This window comes from Enterobacter sp. JJBC, assembly GCF_036936505.1.
Lineage (GTDB): Bacteria > Pseudomonadota > Gammaproteobacteria > Enterobacterales > Enterobacteriaceae > Enterobacter > Enterobacter hormaechei_C.
Window position 1 is genome coordinate 977,902 of sequence record NZ_CP136935.1, and the last position, 25,914, is coordinate 1,003,815.

The 25,914-nt window shown below is 54.4% G+C and carries 24 protein-coding genes; 21 read left to right on the plus strand and 3 right to left on the minus strand.

Annotated elements, in window-relative coordinates; all coding sequences use genetic code 11:
• Positions 1-134: 134 nt before the first annotated feature.
• The 18 genes from pyrH (at position 135) to tilS (ending at position 21,771) form a co-directional block, all read left to right on the plus strand.
• On the plus strand, positions 135-860 hold the full coding sequence (gene pyrH, locus RY075_RS04660) for a UMP kinase (RefSeq protein WP_003856194.1): 726 nt from the start codon (positions 135-137) through the stop codon (positions 858-860).
• Positions 861-1,027: 167 nt separating this feature from the next.
• Complete coding sequence (gene frr / locus RY075_RS04665; RefSeq protein ID WP_003856180.1) at positions 1,028-1,585, plus strand: ribosome recycling factor; 558 nt, start codon at positions 1,028-1,030, stop codon at positions 1,583-1,585.
• Positions 1,586-1,677: 92 nt separating this feature from the next.
• On the plus strand, positions 1,678-2,877 hold the full coding sequence (gene ispC, locus RY075_RS04670) for a 1-deoxy-D-xylulose-5-phosphate reductoisomerase (protein WP_023315432.1): 1,200 nt from the start codon (positions 1,678-1,680) through the stop codon (positions 2,875-2,877).
• Between the two features lie 185 nt (positions 2,878-3,062).
• Positions 3,063-3,821 (plus strand): (2E,6E)-farnesyl-diphosphate-specific ditrans,polycis-undecaprenyl-diphosphate synthase, encoded by a 759-nt coding sequence (ispU, locus tag RY075_RS04675; protein WP_003856176.1) that lies wholly within the window; start codon positions 3,063-3,065, stop codon positions 3,819-3,821.
• Positions 3,822-3,833: 12 nt separating this feature from the next.
• Positions 3,834-4,691 carry a phosphatidate cytidylyltransferase gene (gene cdsA / locus RY075_RS04680; protein WP_003856175.1) on the plus strand — a complete coding sequence of 286 codons (858 nt, stop codon included), beginning with the start codon at positions 3,834-3,836 and terminating at the stop codon, positions 4,689-4,691.
• An 11-nt stretch (positions 4,692-4,702) separates the two neighbouring features.
• On the plus strand, positions 4,703-6,055 hold the full coding sequence (gene rseP / locus RY075_RS04685; protein ID WP_003856174.1) for a sigma E protease regulator RseP: 1,353 nt from the start codon (positions 4,703-4,705) through the stop codon (positions 6,053-6,055).
• 31 nt (positions 6,056-6,086) lie between these two features.
• Positions 6,087-8,504, plus strand: a complete 2,418-nt coding sequence (gene bamA / locus RY075_RS04690; RefSeq protein WP_003856172.1) for an outer membrane protein assembly factor BamA — start codon at positions 6,087-6,089, stop codon at positions 8,502-8,504.
• Between the two features lie 123 nt (positions 8,505-8,627).
• Positions 8,628-9,122: a molecular chaperone Skp gene (gene skp, locus RY075_RS04695; protein WP_003856169.1), complete on the plus strand. Its 495-nt coding sequence runs from the start codon at positions 8,628-8,630 to the stop codon at positions 9,120-9,122.
• A 3-nt stretch (positions 9,123-9,125) separates the two neighbouring features.
• The gene (lpxD, locus tag RY075_RS04700; RefSeq protein ID WP_032608546.1) at positions 9,126-10,151 is read left to right on the plus strand and encodes a UDP-3-O-(3-hydroxymyristoyl)glucosamine N-acyltransferase; all 1,026 of its coding nucleotides are present in this window, start codon (positions 9,126-9,128) and stop codon (positions 10,149-10,151) included.
• 104 nt (positions 10,152-10,255) lie between these two features.
• Positions 10,256-10,711, plus strand: a complete 456-nt coding sequence (gene fabZ / locus RY075_RS04705; protein ID WP_003856165.1) for a 3-hydroxyacyl-ACP dehydratase FabZ — start codon at positions 10,256-10,258, stop codon at positions 10,709-10,711.
• Positions 10,712-10,714: 3 nt separating this feature from the next.
• Positions 10,715-11,503, plus strand: a complete 789-nt coding sequence (lpxA, locus tag RY075_RS04710) for an acyl-ACP--UDP-N-acetylglucosamine O-acyltransferase (protein ID WP_003856164.1) — start codon at positions 10,715-10,717, stop codon at positions 11,501-11,503.
• Positions 11,503-12,651, plus strand: a complete 1,149-nt coding sequence (gene lpxB / locus RY075_RS04715) for a lipid-A-disaccharide synthase (RefSeq protein ID WP_003856161.1) — start codon at positions 11,503-11,505, stop codon at positions 12,649-12,651. Before lpxA ends, lpxB begins: the two co-directional genes overlap by 1 nt.
• Entirely contained in the window at positions 12,648-13,244 is a 597-nt protein-coding gene (gene rnhB / locus RY075_RS04720; protein ID WP_003856158.1) for a ribonuclease HII, read from the plus strand. The genes lpxB and rnhB overlap by 4 nt, the downstream gene beginning before the upstream one ends.
• A gap of 38 nt (positions 13,245-13,282) precedes the next feature.
• Complete coding sequence (gene dnaE, locus RY075_RS04725; RefSeq protein ID WP_232961580.1) at positions 13,283-16,765, plus strand: DNA polymerase III subunit alpha; 3,483 nt, start codon at positions 13,283-13,285, stop codon at positions 16,763-16,765.
• Between the two features lie 12 nt (positions 16,766-16,777).
• Complete coding sequence (accA, locus tag RY075_RS04730; RefSeq protein WP_003856154.1) at positions 16,778-17,737, plus strand: acetyl-CoA carboxylase carboxyl transferase subunit alpha; 960 nt, start codon at positions 16,778-16,780, stop codon at positions 17,735-17,737.
• Between the two features lie 100 nt (positions 17,738-17,837).
• Positions 17,838-19,970: a lysine decarboxylase LdcC gene (locus tag RY075_RS04735; protein WP_109949048.1), complete on the plus strand. Its 2,133-nt coding sequence runs from the start codon at positions 17,838-17,840 to the stop codon at positions 19,968-19,970.
• 66 nt (positions 19,971-20,036) lie between these two features.
• Complete coding sequence (locus RY075_RS04740) at positions 20,037-20,426, plus strand: VOC family protein (RefSeq protein WP_003856151.1); 390 nt, start codon at positions 20,037-20,039, stop codon at positions 20,424-20,426.
• A 58-nt stretch (positions 20,427-20,484) separates the two neighbouring features.
• A complete protein-coding gene (tilS, locus tag RY075_RS04745; protein WP_063978712.1) occupies positions 20,485-21,771 on the plus strand; it encodes a tRNA lysidine(34) synthetase TilS in 1,287 nt (428 codons plus the stop codon).
• 26 nt (positions 21,772-21,797) lie between these two features.
• Here tilS and rof read toward each other — a convergent pair whose 3' ends face one another.
• Positions 21,798-22,058 carry a Rho-binding antiterminator gene (gene rof / locus RY075_RS04750; protein ID WP_003856148.1) on the minus strand — a complete coding sequence of 87 codons (261 nt, stop codon included), beginning with the start codon at positions 22,056-22,058 and terminating at the stop codon, positions 21,798-21,800.
• Positions 22,045-22,245, minus strand: coding sequence for a YaeP family protein (locus RY075_RS04755; RefSeq protein ID WP_003856146.1), 201 nt, complete (start codon positions 22,243-22,245; stop codon positions 22,045-22,047). Before RY075_RS04755 ends, rof begins: the two co-directional genes overlap by 14 nt.
• Before the next feature lie 195 nt (positions 22,246-22,440).
• Between RY075_RS04755 and RY075_RS04760 the strand changes: the two genes are divergently transcribed.
• From RY075_RS04760 to nlpE, 3 genes are read left to right on the plus strand one after another with little or no spacing between them, the layout of a single operon-like run.
• Positions 22,441-22,986, plus strand: coding sequence for a YaeQ family protein (locus tag RY075_RS04760; RefSeq protein ID WP_232961581.1), 546 nt, complete (start codon positions 22,441-22,443; stop codon positions 22,984-22,986).
• Complete coding sequence (arfB, locus tag RY075_RS04765) at positions 22,983-23,399, plus strand: alternative ribosome rescue aminoacyl-tRNA hydrolase ArfB (protein WP_003856142.1); 417 nt, start codon at positions 22,983-22,985, stop codon at positions 23,397-23,399. The genes RY075_RS04760 and arfB overlap by 4 nt, the downstream gene beginning before the upstream one ends.
• Positions 23,400-23,438: 39 nt before the next feature.
• Positions 23,439-24,137, plus strand: coding sequence for an envelope stress response activation lipoprotein NlpE (gene nlpE, locus RY075_RS04770; protein WP_017383734.1), 699 nt, complete (start codon positions 23,439-23,441; stop codon positions 24,135-24,137).
• A 45-nt stretch (positions 24,138-24,182) separates the two neighbouring features.
• Here nlpE and proS read toward each other — a convergent pair whose 3' ends face one another.
• Positions 24,183-25,901, minus strand: a complete 1,719-nt coding sequence (gene proS / locus RY075_RS04775) for a proline--tRNA ligase (RefSeq protein ID WP_003856138.1) — start codon at positions 25,899-25,901, stop codon at positions 24,183-24,185.
• Positions 25,902-25,914: the final 13 nt, after the last annotated feature.

The window sequence follows — 25,914 nt, forward strand, 5'->3', positions numbered from 1 at the left end:
CGCCTGAGGGCGGCTTCTTTTTGTCACCCGTCTCACGAAATCAGACAGGCTCCAGTATCGCTGTGCTGATTTGCGACATATCATGTCGCCAGAATTAACCCCATCTTAATCGTTGACAGTCTCAGGAAAGAAACATGGCTACCAATGCAAAACCCGTGTACAAACGCATTCTGCTTAAGCTGAGTGGCGAAGCGCTGCAAGGATCGGAAGGCTTCGGTATTGACGCAAGCATCCTTGATCGCATGGCACAGGAAATCAAAGAACTGGTCGAACTGGGTATTCAGGTTGGCGTGGTCATTGGCGGTGGCAACCTTTTCCGTGGTGCTGGTCTGGCGAAAGCGGGGATGAACCGCGTAGTGGGCGACCACATGGGTATGCTGGCAACCGTGATGAATGGCCTGGCGATGCGTGATGCGCTTCATCGCGCCTATGTGAACGCTCGCCTGATGTCCGCTATTCCTTTGAATGGCGTATGCGATAATTACAGCTGGGCAGAGGCCATCAGCCTGCTGCGCAACAACCGCGTGGTGATCCTCTCCGCCGGTACGGGTAACCCGTTCTTTACCACCGATTCCGCAGCCTGCCTGCGCGGTATCGAAATCGAAGCCGATGTGGTGCTGAAAGCGACCAAAGTAGATGGCGTGTTTACTGCCGACCCGGCAAAAGATCCTTCAGCGACCATGTACGATCAGCTGAGCTACAGCGAAGTGCTGGAAAAAGAGCTAAAAGTGATGGATCTTGCCGCCTTTACGCTGGCTCGTGACCACAAACTGCCGATCCGTGTCTTCAATATGAACAAGCCTGGCGCGCTGCGTCGCGTTGTTATGGGCGAAAAAGAAGGCACTTTGATCACGGAATAATTTCCGTCGGCGATAAATACAGGTAAGATTCCGCTTTATTTCGACGTGGTATCTTACCCGGGCGCGCCTTTGGCGTTGTCATGAATTAAACGCGACTATACTTAGCACACCTGTAGCGCTGTGCTGGCGGATAGTCTGCCTGAGACAAGTTTTCAAGGATCCGTAACGTGATTAACGACATCAGAAAAGATGCTGAAGTACGCATGGACAAATGCGTAGAAGCGTTCAAAAACCAAATCAGCAAAATCCGTACTGGCCGAGCTTCCCCAAGCCTGCTGGATGGCATCATCGTAGAATACTACGGTACGCCTACGCCACTGCGTCAGCTGGCGAGCGTGACGGTAGAAGATACCCGTACCCTGAAAATCAACGTGTTCGATCGCTCAATGAGCCCGGCCGTTGAAAAAGCGATCATGGCATCTGACCTGGGTCTGAACCCAAGCTCAGCGGGCGCGGATATTCGCGTACCACTGCCTCCGCTGACGGAAGAGCGTCGTAAAGACCTGATCAAAGTGGTTCGCGGTGAAGCTGAGCAGGGTCGCGTTTCCGTACGTAACGTGCGTCGCGATGCGAACGATAAAGTGAAAGCCCTGCTGAAAGAAAAAGAGATCAGCGAAGATGACGATCGTCGTTCACAGGACGACATTCAGAAAATGACCGACGCGGCCATCAAGAAAATTGATGCGGCGCTGGCAGAAAAAGAAGCGGAACTGATGCAGTTCTGATTTTCGCTGTACACTGATAAACGCCGTTCAGAAGGACATTGAGTCTTGCTGGCGGCGTTTTGCTTTTATCTGATCTAACTTTTGGGCATCTCATGAAGCATCTCACTCTCCTCGGCTCGACCGGCTCTATCGGTTGCAGCACTCTCGACGTTGTACGTCATAATCCTGACAGCTACACCGTAGCCGCGCTTGTGGCCGGAAAAAACGTGCAGCGAATGGTCGAACAGTGCCTGGAGTTTACCCCCCGTTTTGCGGTGATGGATGATGAAGAGAGCGCCCGCCAGGTAAAAGCGCTATTGCAGGAGAAGGGCTGCCGTACCGAGGTGCTCAGCGGGCAACAGGCGGCGTGCGATATGGCCGCGCTTGATGAAGTTGATCAGGTTATGGCGGCAATCGTCGGGGCGGCGGGTCTTCTGCCGACGCTTGCCGCGATCGATGCGGGAAAAGATGTCCTGCTTGCGAACAAAGAGTCGCTGGTCACCTGCGGACGCCTCTTTATGGAGGCGGTAAAACAGCGTGGGGCGCGTCTTTTGCCGGTCGATAGCGAGCACAACGCCATTTTTCAGAGTTTACCCCAACCTTTTCAACAAAACCTGGGGTACGCTGACCTGGAGCAGAATGGCGTTGTGTCGATTCTGCTTACCGGGTCTGGTGGCCCGTTCCGTGAAACGCCACTGTCTGAATTGAGCGCAATGACGCCGGATCAGGCATGTCGTCATCCGAACTGGTCAATGGGGCGTAAGATCTCCGTCGATTCGGCCACCATGATGAACAAAGGTCTGGAATACATTGAAGCTCGCTGGCTGTTCAATGCGTCGGCGAAACAGATGGAAGTGCTGATCCACCCGCAGTCGGTGATTCACTCGATGGTGCGCTATCAGGACGGCAGCGTGCTGGCCCAGCTGGGCGAACCGGATATGCGTACGCCAATTGCTCATACAATGGCGTGGCCAAACCGCGTAAAATCGGGCGTTAAGCCTCTCGATTTTTGCAAGCTGAGTTCACTGACTTTTAGCGAGCCTGATTACGACCGTTATCCCTGTCTGAAACTGGCGATGACGGCCTTCGATCAGGGGCAGGCGGCGACAACGGCGCTTAATGCAGCCAATGAAGTGACCGTTGAAGCATTCCTGAATCAGCAGATCCGCTTCACTGATATCGCCGCGTTGAATTTATCCGTGCTGGAGATGATGGATTTGCGTGAGCCGCAGAGCGTGGAAGAGGTGCTGGCCGTGGATGAACAGGCACGCATTGTTGCGCGTAAACAGGTGACACGTCTCGCAAGCTGGTGATAAAGCAAGCACTAGTCGTCGTGCTATTTGTTAGCGTTGGGCTTCAGTGATATAGTCTGCGCCACCTGATCGCAGGTATTTGGCTTTAAGTGGTCAGGTAAGCCGTGGTTTGACACGGCTTTTTTATGTATAGGCTTCAGTATTCCTGTGTACCGTTAAATCCTTTCAGGGACTAAAAACGCGTTATGTTGTCTGCGAATCAACCAATAAGCGAAAACTTGCCAGCACATGGCTGTCGCCATGTTGCAATCATCATGGATGGCAATGGCCGCTGGGCGAAAAGACAAGGGAAGATACGAGCCTTTGGGCATAAAGCTGGGGCGAAATCTGTTCGCCGCGCCGTTTCTTTTGCCGCCAATAACGGCATTGATGCGTTAACGCTCTATGCTTTTAGCAGTGAGAACTGGAATCGACCTGCGCAGGAAGTGACTGCGTTGATGGAACTGTTCGTGTGGGCGCTCGATAGCGAAGTAAAAAGCCTGCACCGCCACAACGTCCGCTTGCGTATTATTGGCGAAACCAGTCGTTTTAACTCACGTTTGCAGGAACGGATTCGCAAAGCAGAAGCGCTGACGGAAAATAATACCGGCCTGACGCTCAATATCGCGGCGAATTACGGCGGACGCTGGGATATTATCCAGGGGGTTCGGCATCTGGCTGAGCAGGTTCAGGAAGGGCTGTTAAGACCCGACCAGATTGATGAAGAGGCGCTGAGTCAGCAAATCTGCATGAATGAACTGGCACCCGTGGATTTGGTTATAAGGACAGGGGGGGAGCATCGCATTAGTAACTTTTTGCTGTGGCAAATTGCCTACGCCGAACTTTACTTTACGGATGTTCTTTGGCCAGATTTTGATGAACAAGACTTTGAAGGTGCGCTGCATGCCTTTGCCAATCGAGAGCGTCGTTTCGGCGGCACCGAGCCTGGTGGCGATAACGCCTGATGGGGGTAGCTTTTGCTGAAGTATCGCCTGATTTCCGCTTTTGTATTAATACCCGTCGTCATCGCAGCGCTGTTTTTACTGCCTCCGGTGGGATTCGCTATTGTTACGCTGGTGGTGTGTATGCTCGCCGCGTGGGAATGGGGGCAGCTTAGCGGCTTTACCTCGCGCACTCAGCGGGTATGGCTGGCGGTACTCTGTGGTTTTTTACTGGCCCTGATGCTGTATACCTTGCCTGAATATCATCACGATGTTCACCAGCCGCTGGTTGCCGGATCCTTATGGATATCGCTGGCCTGGTGGATTGCTGCGCTTGTTTTAGTGCTTTTCTATCCGGGCTCTGCGGCGATCTGGCGTAACTCTAAAGTGTTGCGCCTTATTTTTGGTCTGCTCACGATTGTTCCCTTTTTCTGGGGGATGGTTGCGCTGCGCGCCTGGCACTATGACGAAAACCACTACAGCGGCGCGATATGGCTGCTTTATGTGATGATTCTCGTCTGGGGGGCTGACTCCGGGGCCTATATGTTTGGTAAACTGTTCGGCAAACATAAACTGGCGCCAAAGGTTTCTCCGGGCAAAACCTGGCAAGGCTTCATTGGCGGCCTGTTTACGGCAGCGATTATCTCCTGGGGCTATGGCGTCTGGGCGAATCTTGAGGTTGCCCCCTCCACGCTGCTGGTATGTTCGATTTTCGCGGCGCTGGCATCGGTGCTGGGTGATTTAACCGAGAGTATGTTTAAGCGTGAAGCAGGGATTAAGGACAGTGGTCACCTGATTCCAGGACATGGCGGAATACTGGATCGCATTGACAGCCTTACCGCGGCTGTTCCTGTATTTGCTTGCCTGCTTTTACTGGTGTTTGGGACGATATAACGGAAGGTTTTATGCTGAGCATTCTCTGGAATCTGGCGGCGTTCATTGTTGCACTGGGTGTACTGATTACCGTGCATGAATTTGGCCATTTCTGGGTTGCCCGGCGCTGTGGTGTGCGGGTGGAGCGATTCTCGATTGGCTTTGGCAAATCGCTCTGGAAGCGTACCGATAAGCATGGCACCGAGTTTGTCATCGCTCTGATTCCCCTGGGCGGCTATGTCAAAATGCTCGACGAACGCGTTGAGCCTGTCGCCCCGGAACTTCGCCATCGCGCGTTTAACAATAAAACTGTTGGACAACGTGCTGCCATCATCGCTGCCGGCCCGGTAGCCAATTTCATCTTCGCTATCTTCGCCTACTGGCTGGTGTTTATCATCGGCGTGCCTGGCGTGCGCCCGGTCGTGGGCGAAATCACCACGGGTTCTATTGCGGCAACGGCGCAAATTACACCGGGAATGGAACTTAAAGCGATTGATGGTATCGAAACCCCTGATTGGGATGCCGTGAGGTTACAACTGGTTGCCAAAATCGGTGATGAGCAGACAACCGTCAGCGTATCGCCATTTGGTTCCGACCAGCGGCAGGAAAAAGTGCTGGATTTACGCCACTGGCGCTTTGAGCCAGACAAAGAGGACCCTGTCGCCGCACTCGGGATTCGACCGCGCGGCGCGCAGATCGAGCCGGTATTAGCCGAAGTACAGGCCAAATCGGCAGCGAGTAAAGCAGGTTTACAAGCGGGTGACAGGATCGTTAAAGTCGATGGTCAGCCATTAACACAATGGATGACCTTTGTTACTCTGGTGCGCGATAATCCAGGCAAGCCGCTCGCGCTGGAAGTGGAAAGGCAGGGGAGTTCGCTCTCACTGACTCTCACCCCGGATACCAAATCGGGCGGCGGTAAGGCGGAAGGGTTTGCCGGCGTTGTGCCGAAAGTGATCCCACTGCCAGATGAGTACAAGACAATACGCCAGTATGGGCCGTTTAGCGCCATCGTTGAGGCCACGGATAAAACATGGCAGCTGATGAAGCTTACGGTCAACATGTTGGGGAAATTGATAACCGGTGATGTGAAACTGAACAACCTCAGTGGGCCAATTTCGATTGCTCAGGGGGCTGGGATGTCAGCGGAGTTCGGGGTGATTTACTATCTCATGTTCCTTGCGCTGATTAGCGTGAACCTGGGGATAATCAACCTGTTCCCGCTTCCCGTATTAGATGGGGGCCATCTGCTGTTTTTAGCGATTGAAAAGCTAAAAGGCGGACCGGTATCCGAGCGAGTTCAAGACTTTAGTTATCGCATTGGCTCGATTTTGCTGGTGCTGTTAATGGGGCTTGCACTTTTCAATGATTTCTCTCGGTTGTAAGAGAGTTAGTTAGGAAGAACGCATAATAACGATGGCGATGAAAAAGTTGCTCATAGCGTCGCTGCTGTTTAGCAGCGCGACCGTATACGGTGCTGACGGGTTCGTAGTGAAAGATATTCATTTCGAAGGCCTTCAGCGTGTCGCCGTTGGTGCGGCCCTCCTCAGTATGCCTGTGCGCCCCGGCGATACGGTTAATGATGAAGATATCAGTAACACCATCCGTGCTCTGTTTGCCACTGGCAACTTTGAGGACGTCCGCGTCCTGCGCGATGGTGATACGCTGGTGGTTCAGGTAAAAGAACGTCCAACGATTGCCAGCATCACTTTCTCCGGTAACAAATCGGTGAAAGACGACATGCTCAAGCAGAACCTTGAGGCATCGGGTGTTCGTGTGGGGGAATCTCTGGACCGCACAACCCTTGCAGACATTGAAAAAGGTCTGGAAGATTTCTACTACAGCGTCGGTAAATACAGTGCGAGCGTTAAAGCGGTTGTTACACCGCTGCCACGTAACCGTGTTGACCTGAAACTGGTCTTCCAGGAAGGTGTTTCTGCGAAGATCCAGCAGATCAACATCGTGGGTAACCACGCGTTCAGCACCGACGAACTGATCTCCAACTTCCAGCTGCGTGACGAAGTGCCGTGGTGGAACGTGGTAGGCGATCGTAAATACCAGAAACAGAAACTGGCGGGTGACCTTGAAACCCTGCGCAGCTACTATCTGGATCGCGGTTACGCCCGTTTCAACATCGATTCAACTCAGGTGAGTCTGACTCCGGACAAGAAAGGTATCTACATTACCGTTAACATCACTGAAGGCGATAAGTACACGCTTTCAGGTGTTGAAGTCAGCGGCAACCTGGCAGGACATTCAGCTGAAATTGAATCTCTGACCAAAATTCAGCCGGGCGATCTGTACAGCGGATCTAAAGTCACCAAAATGGAAGACAGCATTAAGAAGCTGCTCGGCCGTTATGGTTATGCGTATCCGCGTGTGCAAACGCAGCCGGAAATTAACGACACGGATAAAACCGTTAAGCTGCACGTTAACGTTGATGCGGGCAACCGTTTCTATGTGCGTAAGATCCGCTTCGAAGGTAACGATACCTCTAAAGACTCCGTTCTGCGCCGTGAAATGCGCCAGATGGAAGGGGCATGGCTGGGAAGCGATCTGGTAGACCAGGGTAAAGAGCGTCTGAACCGTCTGGGCTATTTCGAAACGGTCGATACCGATACTCAGCGTGTACCAGGTCGTCCGGATCAGGTTGATGTTGTTTATAAAGTTAAAGAACGTAATACCGGTAGCTTCAACTTCGGTATTGGTTACGGTACTGAAAGTGGCGTGAGCTTCCAGGTCGGTGTTCAGCAGGATAACTGGCTGGGTACGGGCTACTCTGTCGGTATCAACGGGACGAAAAACGACTACCAGACCTACTCTGAGTTCTCTGTTACCAACCCATACTTCACCGTTGACGGTGTAAGCCTGGGCGGTCGTATCTTCTATAACGACTTTAAAGCGGATGACGCGGACCTCTCCTCGTATACCAACAAGAGTTACGGTCTGGATGGTACGCTCGGCTTCCCGGTTAACGAATACAACACCCTGCGCGCAGGTTTAGGGTACGTGCATAACGACCTGTCCAACATGCAACCGCAGGTGGCGATGTGGCGTTACCTGGACTCCATCGGTCAGTCGGCGAGTACGTCCAGCGATGACAACGGTTTCGCCGCGGATGACTTCACCTTCAACTACGGTTGGACCTACAACCGTCTTGACCGTGGCTACTTCCCGACGGAAGGTTCACGTGTCAACCTGAACGGTAAAGTGACTATCCCGGGCTCGGATAACGAGTTCTACAAGGTCACGCTGGATACGGCGTCCTACTTCCCAATTGATGAAGATCACAAGTGGGTTGTTCTGGGTCGTACCCGTTGGGGTTATGGTGACGGTATTGGAAGCAAAGAACTGCCGTTCTATGAAAACTTCTACGCCGGTGGTTCAAGCACCGTGCGTGGCTTCCAGTCCAATAACATTGGTCCGAAAGCGGTTTATTACGGCGGTAATGACGAAGATAACTGCGCAAGCCGTGATCCTAAGCAAGTATGTAGCTCTGATGACGCAGTAGGTGGTAACGCTATGGCCGTGGCGAGCCTCGAGTTCATCACGCCTACGCCGTTTATCAGCGACAAGTACGCAAACTCTGTCCGCACCTCCTTCTTTATGGATGCAGGTACAGTGTGGGACACCAACTGGGAGAACACCGCCCAGATGCGTGCGGCGGGGGTTCCGGACTACAGCGATCCGAGCAACATTCGCATGTCCGCAGGTATCGCATTACAATGGATGTCACCGCTGGGGCCGTTGGTCTTCTCTTACGCCCAGCCGTTTAAGAAATACGATGGAGACAAAGCGGAGCAGTTCCAGTTTAACATTGGTAAAACCTGGTAATAATCCGCTGCAATGGAATGCGTTGGCAGTGTAGCGCTGACAACCGGCGATCGGTAAAACGATCGCCTTGCCACGCAAAGAACGGTACCCCTCGGGTGCCAATGGGATGGTAAGGAGTTAATTGTGAAAAAGTGGTTATTAGCTGCAGGTCTCGGTTTAGCGATGGCAACTTCTGCTCAGGCAGCGGATAAAATTGCAATCGTCAACATGGGTAATTTGTTCCAGCAGGTTGCACAGAAAACCGGTGTTTCTGCAACGCTGGAAAACGAATTCAAAGGCCGTGCGAGCGAACTGCAACGTATGGAAGGTGATCTTCAGTCCAAGATGCAGCGTCTTCAGCGTGATGGTTCTACCATGAAAGCGAGCGAGCGCAGCAAACTGGAAAAAGACGTCATGTCTCAGCGCCAGACCTTCTCTCAGAAAGCGCAGGCTTTCGAGCAGGATCGTCAGCGTCGTTCTAACGAAGAGCGTGGCAAACTGGTGACGCGTATTCAGTCTGCCGTTAAAGCAGTCGCAGCCGATCAGAGCATCGATCTGGTTGTTGATTCGAACGCCGTTGCATTCAACAGCAGCGATGTTAAAGACATCACCGCTGATGTTCTGAAACAGGTTAAATAAGTAATGCCTTCAATTCGACTGGCTGATTTAGCTCAGCAGTTGGATGCAGAATTACACGGTGATGGCGATATCGTCATCACCGCTGTTGCGTCCATGCAATCTGCTAAAGCAGGCACTATTACCTTCATGGTAAGCCCTAAGTACCGTGAACACCTGGCCCAGTGCCAGGCGTCTGCCGTTGTTCTGACGCAGGACGATCTTCCGTTTGCCACTAGCGCTGCACTGGTAGTGAAAAATCCCTACCTGACCTATGCGCGCATGGCCCAAATTCTTGATACCACGCCGCAGCCGGCACAGAACATTGCAGCCAGTGCTGCGATTGATCCGACGGCTCAGCTGGGTAACAACGTATCAGTCGGCGCAAACGCCGTTATCGAATCCGGCGTCGTGCTGGGTGATAACGTGGTGATTGGCCCAGGCTGCTTTGTTGGAAAAAATACGAAAATTGGCGCAGGGACTCGTCTGTGGGCCAATGTCTCTGTCTACCATGAGGTTGAGGTTGGCGAGAATTGTCTCGTACAGTCCAGCACGGTGATTGGTTCTGACGGATTTGGTTACGCTAACGATCGGGGTAACTGGGTTAAGATCCCTCAGCTGGGTCGCGTGATTATCGGCGATCGTGTGGAGATCGGCGCTTGCACCACCATCGACCGCGGTGCGCTTGACGACACCATTATTGGTAACGGTGTTATCATAGACAACCAGTGCCAGATTGCACATAACGTTGTGATTGGCGACAATACCGCAGTGGCGGGTGGTGTTATCATGGCAGGCAGCCTGAAAATTGGCCGTTACTGCATGATTGGCGGTGCCAGCGTGATCAATGGCCATATGGAAATATGCGACAAAGTCACGGTGACGGGGATGGGCATGGTGATGCGTCCAATCACTGAGCCTGGCGTTTATTCCTCCGGTATTCCGCTGCAACCGAACAAGGTCTGGCGTAAAACAGCTGCACTGGTGATGAATATTGATGATATGAGCAAGCGACTCAAAGCGATTGAGCGCAAAATCGATCAACAAGACTAAGCGTTCATCCGTTTAACGCTAAATTTCCCGGCCTGTCGGCTTTGTTTATAAACCGGCAGGCCGTGTTATTATTGCTACTTAGTACATTTGACAGGAAGAGTATTTTGACTACTGACACTCATACTCTGCATATTGAAGAGATTTTAGAACTTCTGCCGCACCGCTATCCGTTTTTACTGGTAGACCGTGTGCTGGATTTTGAAGAAGGTCGTTTTCTGCGCGCAGTGAAAAATGTCTCCGTTAACGAGCCGTTCTTCCAGGGGCACTTCCCTGGTAAGCCTATCTTCCCGGGGGTATTGATCCTGGAAGCGATGGCACAGGCTACCGGTATTCTGGCGTTTAAAAGCGTAGGTAAACTGGAACCGGGTGAACTCTATTACTTCGCGGGTATCGATGAAGCGCGCTTCAAGCGTCCGGTCGTGCCTGGTGATCAAATGATCATGGAAGTCACTTTTGAAAAAACGCGTCGCGGCCTGACTCGCTTCAAAGGCGTAGCTATGGTTGACGGCAAAGTTGTTTGCGAAGCGACAATGATGTGTGCGCGTAGCCGGGAGGCCTGATACGTGATTGATAAATCCGCCTTTATTCATCCTACCGCCATTGTGGAAACGGGTGCCATCATTGGTGCCAATGTCCACATCGGCCCGTTTTGTATTGTTGGACCCCATGTCGAAATTGGTGAGGGTACAGTACTGAAATCTCACGTTGTCGTGAATGGTCATACCACCATTGGCTGCAACAATGAGATCTATCAGTTCGCCTCCATCGGCGAAGTTAACCAGGATCTCAAGTATGCTGGCGAACCGACCCGCGTGGAAATCGGCGATCGTAACCGCATTCGCGAAAGCGTCACCATTCATCGTGGTACAACGCAAGGCGGTGGATTGACGAAGGTGGGCAGCGACAACCTGTTTATGGTTAATGCGCACATTGCGCACGACTGTACCGTGGGGAGCCGCTGTATTCTCGCCAACAACGCAACGCTGGCGGGACACGTATCGGTCGATGATTTCGCCATTATTGGCGGCATGACCGCAGTCCATCAGTTCTGCATCATTGGTGCACACGTGATGGTCGGCGGATGCTCCGGTGTGGCGCAGGACGTCCCACCGTTTGTGATTGCGCAGGGCAACCATGCCACGCCGTTTGGCGTGAACATTGAAGGTCTCAAGCGTCGTGGCTTCAGCCGCGAAGCGATTACCGCGATCCGCAACGCGTACAAATTGCTGTACCGTAGCGGTAAAACGCTGGAAGAGGCTAAGCCGGAAATTGCCGAGCTGGCGAATAAGCACCCTGAAGTGAAAACGTTCATGGAATTCTTTGAACGTTCAACCCGTGGTCTGATTCGTTAATGGTCGACAGTCGTCCGCTTACCATCGCCCTGGTCGCCGGAGAAACCTCCGGCGATATTCTTGGTGCAGGTCTTATCCGCGCGCTTAAAGCCCGTGTACCCAATGCCCGCTTTGTGGGCGTGGCTGGGCCGCTAATGCAGGCCGAAGGCTGCGAAGCCTGGTATGAAATGGAAGAGCTGGCTGTGATGGGCATCGTCGAGGTGCTGGGCCGCTTGCGTCGCCTGCTGCATATCCGCGCCGACCTTACCCGCCGCTTTACCGACCTCAAGCCCGATGTATTTGTCGGCATTGATGCGCCTGATTTCAATATTACCCTTGAAGGGAACCTGAAAAAGCAGGGGATCAAAACGATCCATTACGTCAGCCCATCCGTGTGGGCGTGGCGACAGAAACGCGTTTTCAAAATCGGACGGTCCACCAATCTGGTGCTGGCTTTTCTGCCTTTCGAAAAAGCGTTTTACGACAGATTTAATGTCCCGTGCCGTTTTATCGGTCATACCATGGCGGATGCCATGCCACTGGATCCGGATAAAAACGCGGCGCGTGACGAACTGGGCATCCCGCATGATGTGCATTGTCTGGCGCTGCTGCCAGGAAGCCGGGGTGCGGAAGTTGAAATGCTCAGTGCCGATTTCCTGAAAACGGCGCAAATTCTTCGCAAGACTTACCCCGATCTTGAAGTGGTCGTGCCGCTGGTGAATGCCAAACGCCGCGAGCAGTTTGAGCGTATCAAAGCCGACGTCGCCCCGGATCTTCACGTCCGCTTGCTGGACGGAAAAGGGCGGCAAGCCATGTTTGCGAGCGATGCCGCACTGCTGGCTTCCGGCACGGCTGCGCTGGAGTGTATGCTGGCGAAATGCCCGATGGTGGTCGGTTATCGCATGAAGCCGTTTACCTTCTGGCTGGCAAAACGTCTGGTAAAAACAGATTACGTATCTCTGCCAAACCTGCTTGCGGGTCGCGAGCTGGTGAAAGAGCTCTTGCAGGATGAATGTCAGCCGCAGGCGCTGGCAGATGCGCTGCTGCCGCTGCTGGCCAACGGTAAAACCAGCCACCAGATGCATGATACCTTCCGTGAACTGCATCAACTGATCCGCTGTAATGCTGATGAGCAGGCGGCCGATGCGGTGCTGGAGTTAGCACAATGATGGAATTTATTTATCCCCATACCCACCTCGTTGCCGGTGTGGATGAAGTCGGTCGTGGCCCGTTAGTGGGTGCCGTTGTGACCGCGGCGGTGATCCTCGATCCAGCCCGCCCGATCGTTGGCCTGAACGACTCGAAAAAACTGAGCGAAAAGCGTCGTTTAGCGCTGTTCGATGAAATTAAAGAGAAAGCGCTGGCCTGGAGTCTCGGGCGCGCAGAACCGCATGAGATTGACGATCTAAACATTCTGCACGCTACCATGCTGGCGATGCAGCGTGCCGTTGCGGGCCTGAAGATTGTGCCTGAGTATGTACTGATCGACGGTAACCGTTGCCCGGCGCTGCCGATGCCTTCCATGGCTGTTGTTAAAGGCGATAGCCGCGTCGCAGAAATCAGTGCGGCGTCAATCATTGCCAAAGTGACGCGCGATGCTGAAATGGCCGCGCTGGACCTCACTTATCCCGCGTATGGTTTCGCCCAGCACAAGGGATATCCAACGGCTTTCCATCTGGAAAAGCTGGCTGAACATGGCGCAACTGAACATCATCGGCGCAGCTTTGGCCCGGTGAAACGCGCGCTGGGACTGGTGTCCTGAATCAAGACGCAAGCAATTAAGTAACGCGGGATTTGAAGATGGCTGAACCACGTTTCGTACACCTGCGGGTGCATAGCGACTACTCCATGATCGATGGGCTGGCAAAGACCGGGCCGCTGGTAAAAAAGGCGGCCTCGCTTGGCATGCCTGCGCTGGCGATCACCGATTTTACCAACCTGTGTGGCCTGGTGAAGTTCTACGGAACGGCGCACGGCGCGGGGATGAAGCCTATTGTCGGGGCGGATTTTCATGTGCAGAGCGACCTGCTCGGCGATGAGATGACGCAAATTTCCGTGTTAGCCATGAATAACACGGGCTATCAGAACCTCACTCTGCTGATCTCAAAAGCCTACCAGCGCGGCTACGGCGCACAGGGCCCATGGATTGACCGCGACTGGCTGGCAGAGCTGAACGAAGGTTTGCTGCTGATCTCCGGTGGTCGTATGGGGGATGTCGGCAAATGTCTGCTGCGCGGTAACAACGCGCTGGTGGATCAGTGCGTCTCGTTCTACGAAGAGTATTTCCCGGATCGCTATTACCTGGAGCTGATCCGTACCGGGCGTGCGGACGAAGAGAGCTATCTGCATGCGGCCGTCGCCCTGGCGGAAGCGCGTGGCCTGCCTGTAGTGGCCACCAACGATGTGCGCTTCCTTGAGGCGGGCGATTTTGACGCGCATGAAATTCGCGTCGCTATCCACGACGGCTTCACCCTCGACGATCCGAAACGCCCGCGCAACTACTCATCGCAGCAGTACATGCGCAGCGAAGAGGAGATGTGTGAGCTTTTCTCGGACATCCCGGAAGCGCTGGAAAACAGCGTAGAGATTGCCAAGCGCTGTAACGTCACCGTGCGTCTCGGCGAATACTTCCTGCCGCAGTTCCCGACGGGCGACATGACCACCGAAGATTTCCTGGTCATGAAATCGAAAGAGGGTCTGGAAGAGCGTCTGGAATTCCTTTTCCCGGATGAAGCGGTCCGTAAAGAGAAGCGTCCTGAATATGACGAGCGCCTGGATATTGAACTCCAGGTGATCAACCAGATGGGGTTCCCTGGCTACTTCCTGATCGTGATGGAGTTCATCCAGTGGTCGAAGGATAACGGCGTGCCGGTAGGCCCGGGCCGTGGTTCCGGTGCCGGCTCGCTGGTGGCGTACGCACTGAAAATCACCGACCTCGATCCGTTGGAATTCGACCTGCTGTTCGAACGTTTCCTCAACCCGGAACGTGTCTCCATGCCCGACTTTGACGTCGACTTCTGCATGGAGAAACGTGACCAGGTGATCGAGCACGTGGCCGATATGTACGGCCGTGATGCGGTATCGCAGATCATTACCTTCGGGACGATGGCGGCGAAAGCGGTTATCCGCGACGTGGGCCGCGTTCTGGGCCACCCGTACGGTTTTGTCGATCGTATCTCTAAGCTGGTCCCGCCCGATCCGGGCATGACCCTGGCGAAAGCCTTTGAAGCCGAACCTCAGCTGCCGGAAATCTACGAAGCCGACGAAGAGGTGAAAGCGCTGATCGACATGGCGCGCAAGCTGGAAGGCGTCACGCGTAACGCCGGTAAGCATGCGGGGGGCGTGGTTATCGCCCCGACCAAAATCACCGACTTCGCGCCGCTGTACTGCGATGAAGCGGGCCAGCATCCGGTCACCCAGTTCGACAAGAACGACGTGGAATACGCCGGGCTGGTGAAGTTTGACTTCCTCGGCCTGCGTACGCTCACCATCATCAACTGGGCGCTGGAGATGATCAACGCCCGTCGCGAGAAGAACGGCGAACCGCCGCTGGATATCGCGGCTATCCCGCTTGATGACAAGAAAAGTTTCGACATGCTGCAACGCTCGGAGACGACAGCCGTCTTCCAGCTTGAATCCCGCGGCATGAAAGATTTGATTAAGCGTCTGCAACCCGACTGCTTCGAAGATATGATCGCGCTGGTGGCCCTGTTCCGTCCGGGGCCGTTGCAGTCGGGGATGGTGGATAACTTTATCGACCGTAAGCACGGGCGCGAAGAAATTTCCTACCCGGACGTTCAGTGGCAGCATGAAAGCCTGAAACCGGTACTGGAGCCAACCTATGGCATCATCCTGTATCAGGAACAGGTGATGCAGATCGCCCAGGTACTTTCGGGTTATACCCTTGGCGGCGCAGACATGCTGCGTCGTGCGATGGGTAAGAAAAAGCCGGAAGAGATGGCCAAGCAGCGCTCCATCTTTGAAGATGGAGCGAAGAAAAACGGCATCGATGGCGAACTGGCGATGAAAATCTTCGACCTGGTGGAGAAATTCGCCGGGTACGGATTTAACAAATCTCACTCCGCCGCCTATGCTTTGGTTTCGTATCAGACGCTGTGGCTGAAAGCTCACTATCCCGCTGAGTTTATGGCAGCGGTAATGACTGCCGATATGGACAACACCGAGAAGGTGGTTGGCCTGGTGGACGAGTGCTGGCGCATGGGGCTGAAGATCCTGCCGCCGGATATTAACTCGGGCCTGTATCATTTTCACGTTAACGATGACGGGGAAATCGTCTATGGGATCGGCGCGATCAAGGGCGTGGGTGAGGGGCCGATCGAGGCGATCATTGAAGCGCGTAACAACGGCGGCTACTTCCGTGAGCTGTTCGATCTGTGCGCCCGTACCGATACCAAAAAACTGAACCGCCGCGTGCTGGAAAAACTGATCATGTCCGGCGCGTTTGACCGTCTGGGGCCACACCGCGCCGCGCTGATGAACTCGCTCGGCGATGCGCTGAAGGCGGCCGATCAGCATGCGAAAGCGGAAGCCATTGGCCAGGCGGATATGTTCGGCGTGCTGGCGGAAGAGCCAGAGCAGATCGAGCAGTCCTATTCCAACTGCCAGCCGTGGCCAGAACAGGTAGTGCTGGATGGAGAGCGGGAAACGTTAGGTCTGTACCTGACGGGACACCCGATCAACCAGTATCTTAAAGAAATTGAGCGCTATGTCGGCGGCCACAGGCTTAAAGACATGCATCCGACAGAACGTGGTAAAATCACCACGGCTGCGGGGCTCGTGATTGCTGCAAGGGTAATGGTCACCAAGCGCGGCAATCGTATCGGCATCTGTACCCTGGATGACCGTTCCGGGCGTCTGGAGGTGATGTTGTTCACCGACGCGCTGGATAAATACCAGCAATTGCTGGAAAAAGACCGCATACTTATCGTCAGCGGACAGGTCAGCTTTGATGACTTCAGCGGGGGGCTTAAAATGACCGCCCGCGAAGTGATGGACATTGACGAAGCCCGGGAAAAATATGCTCGCGGGCTTGCTATCTCGCTGACGGACAGGCAAATTGATGACCAGCTTTTAAACCGACTCCGTCAGTCTCTGGAACCCCACCGCTCGGGGACCATTCCAGTACATCTCTACTATCAGAGGGCGGATGCACGCGCGCGGTTGCGCTTTGGTGCAACGTGGCGTGTCTCTCCGAGCGATCGTTTACTGAACGATCTCCGTGGCCTCATTGGTTCGGAGCAGGTGGAACTGGAGTTTGACTAATACAGGAATACTATGAGTCTGAATTTCCTTGATTTCGAACAGCCGATTGCAGAGCTGGAAGCGAAAATCGATTCTCTGACAGCCGTGAGCCGTCAGGATGAAAAACTGGATATTAACATTGACGAAGAAGTGCATCGTCTGCGCGAAAAAAGCGTAGAACTGACGCGCAAAATCTTTGCCGATCTCGGCGCATGGCAGATCGCCCAGCTGGCGCGACATCCACAGCGTCCGTACACCCTGGATTATGTCCGCCTGGCGTTTGACGAATTTGACGAACTGGCAGGCGACCGCGCATACGCTGACGATAAAGCTATCGTCGGCGGTATCGCGCGTCTGGATGGACGTCCGGTGATGATCATTGGTCATCAGAAAGGCCGTGAAACCAAAGAGAAAATCCGTCGTAACTTCGGTATGCCAGCTCCAGAAGGCTACCGTAAGGCCCTGCGTCTGATGGAGATGGCTGAGCGTTTCAATATGCCAATCATCACCTTCATCGACACGCCGGGTGCTTACCCGGGGGTTGGCGCCGAAGAGCGTGGTCAGTCTGAAGCCATCGCACGCAACCTGCGTGAGATGTCTCGCCTGAAAGTGCCGGTCATCTGTACCGTTATCGGTGAAGGTGGGTCCGGCGGTGCGCTGGCAATTGGCGTGGGCGATAAAGTGAATATGCTACAGTACAGTACCTATTCCGTTATCTCTCCGGAAGGCTGTGCCTCCATCCTGTGGAAAAGTGCCGATAAAGCGCCGCTGGCTGCTGAAGCGATGGGCATCATTGCCCCACGTCTGAAAGAGCTGAAGCTGATCGACACCGTTATCCCTGAACCGCTGGGTGGCGCGCATCGTAAGCCGGAAGTGATGGCTGCTTCCCTGAAAGCGCAGCTGCTGGCAGACCTGGCGGACCTGGACGTGCTGAGCACAGAAGATCTGCTCAACCGTCGTTATCAGCGTCTGATGACCTACGGTTACGCGTAAGCCTCACAATTATCCTAAAAGCCGCACATTGTTGCGGCTTTTTTTATACCTGCCGTTTACCTTAACTATGCTTATCTGATGTTTTTCAAGGAGGTAAACCATGAACATCATTGCCATCATGGGGCCACACGGCGTCTTTTATAAAGACGAACCCATCAAGGAGCTGGAGCAAGCCCTTAAAGCACGCGGATATCAGCTGATCTGGCCGCAAAACAGCGCCGACCTGCTGAAATTTATCGAACACAATCCGCGCATCTGTGGCGTGATATTCGACTGGGACGAATACGACATGGAGTTGTGCAGCGATATCAATAAGCTCAACGAATATCTTCCGCTGTACGCCTTTATCAACACTCACTCGACCATGGACGTGAGTGCGCACGATATGCGTATGGCGCTGTGGTTCTTCGAATACTCACTCGGCGTTGCCGAGGACATTGCGACCCGCATTCAGCAGTACACCGGTGAATACCTCGATAACATCACACCGCCGTTTACGCGCGCATTGTTCACCTATGTGAAAGAAGGGAAGTACACCTTCTGTACGCCAGGCCATATGGCGGGAACGGCCTATCAAAAAAGCCCGGTGGGATGCCTGTTCTACGATTTCTTCGGCGGTAACACGCTGAAGGCGGACGTGTCGATTTCGGTCACCGAGTTAGGCTCTCTGCTGGATCATACCGGCCCGCATCTGGAAGCTGAAGAGTACATCGCCCGGACCTTTGGCGCCGAGCAAAGCTACATGGTGACCAACGGTACCTCAACCTCGAACAAAATCGTCGGGATGTATGCCGCGCCTGCCGGCAGTACGCTGCTGATTGACCGCAACTGCCATAAATCACTGGCGCATTTGCTGATGATGAGCGACGTGGTGCCGCTCTGGCTGTCGCCTACGCGTAATGCGCTAGGTATTCTCGGCGGCATTCCTCGCCGTGAGTTCACGCATGAAGCCATTGAAAATAAGATCGCGGCTATCCCCGAGGCAAGCTGGCCTGTGCATGCGGTGATCACCAACTCCACCTATGACGGGCTGCTTTACAACACGAACTGGATCAAGCAGACGCTGGACGTACCGTCGATCCACTTTGACTCCGCGTGGGTGCCTTACACCAATTTCCACCCGATTTACTCGGGTAAAAGTGGGATGAGCGGCGAGCGGGTGCCTGGCAAGGTGTTCTTCGAAACGCAGTCGACGCACAAAATGCTGGCCGCGTTTTCCCAGGCGTCTCTCATTCACATCAAGGGTGAGTACGACGAGGACACCTTCAACGAAGCTTTCATGATGCACACGACCACGTCGCCAAGCTACCCGCTGGTGGCGTCCATCGAAACGGCGGCGGCGATGCTGCGCGGTAATCCGGGTAAACGCCTGATCAATCGTTCGGTGGAGCGGGCGTTGCATTTCCGAAAAGAGGTTCAGCGACTTAAAGATGAAGCGGACGGCTGGTTCTTTGATATCTGGCAGCCGGAAGAGATTGATGAGGCAGAATGCTGGCCCGTCGCGCCGGGGGAGAGCTGGCACGGTTTTCGGGATGCTGATGCGGACCACATGTTCCTCGATCCGGTTAAGGTGACGATCCTGACGCCGGGCATGGATGAGCAGGGTGTGATGGGTGAGGAAGGGATCCCGGCAGCGCTGGTGGCGAAGTTCCTTGATGAGCGCGGCGTGGTGGTGGAGAAAACCGGCCCCTATAATCTGCTGTTCCTGTTCAGCATCGGGATCGATAAAACCCGCGCGATGGGGCTGCTCAGGGGACTGATGGAGTTTAAGCGCGCATACGATCTGAACCTGCGGGTGAAGAACATGCTGCCGGATCTCTACGCGGAAGATCCTGACTTCTACCGCAATATGCGTATTCAGGATCTGGCCCAGGGGATTCACAGGCTGATCCGCCAGCACGATCTGCCGCGCCTGATGTTGCAAGCATTTGATGTTCTGCCTGAAATGAAGCTGACGCCGCACAGGGCGTGGCAGCGCCAGGTGAAAGGGGAGGTTGAAACCGTTGAGCTGGAGAACCTGGTCGGGCGGGTATCGGCCAACATGATCCTGCCTTATCCGCCAGGCGTGCCGCTGCTGATGCCGGGTGAAATGATCACCGAGGAGAGCCGGGCGGTGCTCGATTTCCTGCTGATGCTCTGTTCGGTGGGGCGCCACTATCCCGGCTTTGAAACGGATATTCATGGCGCGAAACGCGACGATAACGGCGTGTACTGGGTGAGAGTCCTAAAATAAAAGGGGCCGCTTGCCAGGGGCGGGTTGTCGGTTGTAACGTTCAGGGCATCATAAAAAGGAGAAACTATGCTGGGTTTAAAAGCGGTTCATCATATTGCGATCATTGCCACCGATTATGCGAAAAGTAAGGCATTCTACTGCGACGTTCTCGGCTTTACGCTGTTGAGCGAGGCCTACCGTGAGGAGCGCGACTCCTGGAAAGGCGATCTGGCGTTAAACGGTCAATATGTGATTGAGCTGTTCTCTTTTCCTTTCCCGCCAGCGCGTCCTTCACGCCCGGAAGCCTGCGGCCTGCGCCACCTGGCCTTCAGCGTCGATGACCTGGACAGCGCGGTAAAACATCTGGAAGCCCACGGCGTGGCCTGCGAAGCGATTCGTGTCGATCCCTTTACCGATAAACGTTTCACTTTTTTCAACGATCCGGACGGCCTGCCGCTGGAGCTTTATCAGCAGTAATCGCCGTCATGTGTGATAATGCCCGTTCAGTTCGGGCATTTTTTATGTGTAATTTCCTATGACCTTACCCGCTATCGCGCACGCCGTTTCACCCTACCGCCAGCTGCTGGTGGGGTTCAGCGGTGGCCTGGATTCCACCGTTTTGCTGCACCGCCTTAAGCTCTGGCGCGACCGTGAGCCTGACGTCCAGCTGCGGGCGATGCATATCCATCACGGCTTAAGCCCCCATGCCGACGACTGGGTGGCGCACTGCGAAGCGGTGTGCTCAGGGTGGGAGATCCCGCTGATCGTTGAACGCGTCACGCTTGAGGATGAGGGGCTGGGTATTGAGGCGCAGGCGCGGAAAGCCCGCTACGCCGCGTTTTCTGGCGCATTACAGCCTGGAGAAGCGTTGGTCACCGCGCAGCATCTGGACGACCAGTGCGAGACGTTTTTACTGGCGCTCAAGCGGGGCAGCGGGCCTGCGGGTTTATCCGCCATGCCTGAGCGCGCTGATTTTGCTGAAACAGAGCTCATCCGCCCGCTGCTGGGTGAGACGCGCGCATCACTGGAAGCCTGGGCGCAGCAGCATCATCTGTGCTGGATTGAAGACGACAGCAATCAGGACGACAGTTACGACCGTAACTTCCTGCGCCTGCGCGTCTTACCGCTGCTGAGTGAGCGCTGGGCGCATTTTTCCGAAGCGGCGGCCAGAAGCGCCATGCTGTGTGCTGAACAGGAAAGCTTGCTGGATGAGTTGCTGAGCGGGGAGCTGAATACACTGATTACCGCTGACGGTGCCCTGAACGTTGCGCCGTTGAAGGTGATGAGCCCCGTGCGTCGGGCTGCTCTGATTCGCCGCTGGCTGGCTTACCACCGTGCGGTTATGCCGTCCAGGGCGATGCTCAACCGTATCTGGGAGGAAGTTGCACAGGCGAGGGAAGATGCCGCACCGTGTATACACCTGAATGGTTATGACGTCAGGCGTTATAAAGGGCAACTCTGGTGGGTAAAATCTGTGCCGTCGCTGGCTGACGTTGTGCTCGGCTGGCCGTCGCCGGAAAAAGCATTAACGCTACCGATGAATGCCGGTGTCGTTGCGTTAAGTCATTCGGGCAATGTGCGTCTACCTGAGCCGGACGAGAACGTTACCATACGCTTCAGGGCCAGCGGCATGCTGCATATCGTCGGTCGTAACGGCGGGCGTAAGCTGAAGAAAATCTGGCAGGAACAGAACGTTCCGCCCTGGCGACGTGATACCACGCCGCTTCTGTTTTACGGCGACACGCTCATCGCGGCGGCAGGGGGGTTCATCACTGAAGAGGGGTGGGCTGAAGCGGGTGTTAATTTTGAATGGAAAGCGTAACGGGCAGCCTGGCTGCCCGTTGGTTATCAGGATTCGCTCACCACGACGGTGCCGATTTCCGGATGGCTGAAACTGGCAATTTTGTCGAGGCGTAGCTCACGCGTTGCACCTGCATCTTCCACAACCAGGTATTCCACATTTTTACGGGAAACCAGATCGCTGGCCTTTGCCTTTAGCACTTCGCCATCTTTTAGCTCCAGCGTCAGTATTAAATGATGCTGGCAGGCGAGTTCGAGGTTGTCATAGTCATCACAATTGATGGGTTGATAAGTATCATTCATCGACATAATCGCTCACCAGTAAATTCGCCGCAGCATACGCTGCTTTTTCCCTGACCGATTCAGAAAGGCTCTCATCAGAGGCCACTTCATTTAGCACGTTCAATACACAGCCCAACGCATCCGGAATGTACCCCAGATCTCCGCTGGCGATCTCCGCATACCGTCTGCGAATCAACTCACAATAATTATTCACATCACCTCCTGCCAGCGTACTGACTTACTGTGAGATATCATTAAGCCTACGAAGTTAAACTCGGTTTAGCAAGGTGACTATACCATACTCATTTAAGCAATATCAGCGCCTTGATAAGAGTTAGCCACCACCTCGTAACAGCCTTTTGCCGCGGTTTTCGCTACAATGTACGCCTGATTCGAAAGGAGTTCTCTCATGGCGCTGAAAGCGACTATTTATAAAGCTGTGGTCAATGTGGCGGATCTTGACCGTAACCAGTTTCTGGATGCGTCATTGACGCTGGCGCGTCACCCTTCTGAAACCCAGGAGCGCATGATGCTGCGCCTGCTGGCGTGGATTAAGAATGCCGACGAGCGTCTGCAATTTACCCGTGGTTTAAGCGCGGAAGATGAACCGGAAGCCTGGCTGCGCAACGATCATCTGGGTATCGATTTATGGATTGAGCTTGGCCTGCCGGATGAACGCCGGATCAAAAAGGCCTGCACCCAGTCTGCTGAAGTGGCGTTGTTTGCCTACAACCAGCGCGCGGCGGAGATCTGGTGGCAACAAAATAAAAATAAATGTGCGCAGTTCAAAAATCTTACCGTCTGGTATCTGGATGATGAACAGCTGGCGCAGCTGAGTGCGTTCGCCAGCCGGACGATGGCGCTACAGGCAACAATTCAGGACGGTGCCATCTGGCTTTCCGATTCTCAGAATAATCTGGAAATTCATCTCACGGCCTGGCAGCCCGCATCATGATTGTATTGTCCCGAAATGTCAGCATCCCTGATAACGAGCTGGAGATCACCGCTATCCGGGCCCAGGGCGCAGGGGGGCAGCACGTTAACAAGGCCTCAACGGCTATCCATTTGCGCTTTGACATTCGGGCCTCCAGCCTGCCAGAGTATTATAAAGAAAGCCTGCTTGCCGCCAGCCATCACCTGATCACCAGCGAGGGTGTGATAGTGATTAAAGCGCAGGAGTATCGCAGCCAGGAGCTTAACCGGGAAGCGGCAATTGCCCGGCTGGTCGCGGTCATCAAAGAGCTGACGGCTGTACAAAAAAGTCGCCGGGCAACACGTCCAACGCGGGCATCGAAAGAACGTCGGTTGTCATCGAAGGCGCAGAAATCCACCGTAAAATCACTGCGTGGCAAAGTCCGTCACCCATAATGTGACGAAAGGGATACCCTTTTTCATAAGGAAAGTATTGTGAAAAAAGCATTATTATCAGCGCTGGCCGTGACAAGCCTGTTTGCGCTTTTTGGCTGTAATAACCGTTCGGAAACGCAGGTACTACAGCCAACGCAAAATGAAGAATTAAAGCCGATGCAGCAAAGCTGGCGCGGCGTATTACCGTGTGCAGATTGCGAGGGCATCGAAACCTCTCTGTTCCTGCAAAAAGATGGCACCTGGGTCATGAACCAGCGTTACCAGGGGGCGAAAGAACCGTCTTCTTTTGCATCTTACGGAACATGGGCGCGTACGGCTGAGAAGCTGGTATTGACGGATACCACGGGCGATAAAACCTTCTTCCGCGCCAAAGGCGAGGGGATGGAGATGCTCGATCGCGAAGGCAATCCGATTGAATCCCAGTTCAACTACACGTTGGCCCCGGTGAAAGCGACCCTGCCAGCCACCCCAATGGCGATGCGAGGAATGTATTTCTACATGGCGGATGCGGCGATCTTCACTGACTGTGCAACCGGGAAGAAAGTCAGCGTGGCGAACAATGCCCAGCTGGAGCGAGACTATGCCGTCGCGCGCGGCAACGACAGTAAGCCAGTGTTGCTGACGGTTGAAGGGCATTTTACGCTGGAGCCAAACCCGGATAGCGGCGAGCTGGTGAAAACGCTGGTGGCTGATAAAGACGCGAAGTTTGCTGCGGGGAAAGACTGCGAAAGCAAATAAGATATAGCCATTAAAAAACCCCGCACTGGCGGGGTTTTTTGTTTCTTAACCTTTGATGGCTTTCACCAGGTAATCAAGAATATCGCCCGTCTTGATCATCTGTTTTTCGCCGTTGCGACGGTACTTGTATTCAATCTCGTCACTGTCGAGGTTACGGTCGCCAATGACGATGGTATGTGGAATACCGATCAGTTCCATGTCAGCAAACATCACGCCAGGACGCTCTTTACGGTCATCCATCAGCACGTCGATACCTTTCGCGCTCAGCTCAGCGTAGAGTTTCTCAGCCAGCTCCTGCACGCGGTAAGACTTGTGCATGTTCATTGGCAGGATCGCTACCTGGAACGGCGCGATGTTATCCGGCCAGACGATTCCGCGTTCGTCATAGTTCTGCTCGATAGCGGCAGCAACAACGCGCGTTACGCCAATGCCGTAGCAGCCCATGGTCAGAACCTGGTTACGACCATCTTCGCCCTGAACGGCAGCGTTCATTGCGCGTGAGTACTTATCGCCCAGCTGGAAGATGTGGCCTACTTCGATACCGCGTTTGATCATCAGGGTACCCTTGCCGTCCGGGCTTGGATCGCCTGCGACCACGTTACGGATGTCAGCCACTTCCGGCGTCGCCACGTCCCGATCCCAGTTGATGCCGAAGTAGTGTTTACCGTCGATGTTTGCGCCCGCAGCGAAGTCGCTCATCGCCGCAACGGTGCGGTCAATGACCACCGGAACAGGCATGTTCACCGGGCCCAGAGAACCAGGACCTGCATTCACCACGGCGCGGATCTCCGCTTCCGTTGCGAAGGTCAGCGGGCTGGCAACCTGCGGTAGCTTCTCGGCTTTCACTTCGTTCAGCTCGTGATCGCCTCGTACCAGCAGGGCAACCAGTGGATAAGCGCTACCTTCAGCCGATTTCACCAGCAGGGTTTTCACGGTTTTTTCGATCGGCAGAGTAAACTGCTCAACCAGCTCGGCGATGGTTTTCGCGTTTGGCGTATCAACCAGCGTCATCTCTTGCGTTGCCGCGCCGCGTGGTTCTTTTGGTGCCAGCGCTTCTGCAAATTCGATGTTCGCGGCGTAATCAGAGGAGTCAGAGAAGATCACATCGTCTTCGCCGCTCTGCGCCAGAACCTGGAATTCATGGGAGGCGCTACCGCCGATTGAACCGGTATCAGCCTGTACAGCACGGAAATCCAGCCCCATGCGGGAGAAGATTTTACTGTAGGCCGCGTACATTTTGTCGTAGGTCTCTTGCAGCGATTCCTGAGAAGTATGGAAAGAGTAAGCATCTTTCATCAGGAACTCGCGAGAACGCATGACGCCAAAGCGTGGACGCACTTCGTCACGGAACTTGGTCTGGATCTGGAAGAAGTTCAGCGGCAGCTGTTTGTAAGAGCTCAGCTCGTTACGGATCAGATCGGTGATCACTTCTTCATGCGTTGGGCCGAGGACGAATGGACGATCGCCACGATCGGCAATACGCAGCAGTTCAGGACCGTACTGCTCCCAGCGACCGCTCTCCTGCCACAGTTCAGAGGGCTGAACGACCGGCATTAACACCTCGATAGCACCGGCGTTGTTCATCTCTTCACGCACGATGTTTTCGACTTTTTTCAGGACGCGCACGCCGGTCGGCAGCCAGGTGTATAACCCGGAGGCCAGCTTGCGGATCATCCCGGCGCGCAGCATCAGCTGGTGGCTGATCACCTCGGCGTCGGCAGGTGTCTCCTTCAGAGTGGAGAGCAGATATTGGCTAGTACGCATGTTGTTACGGTTC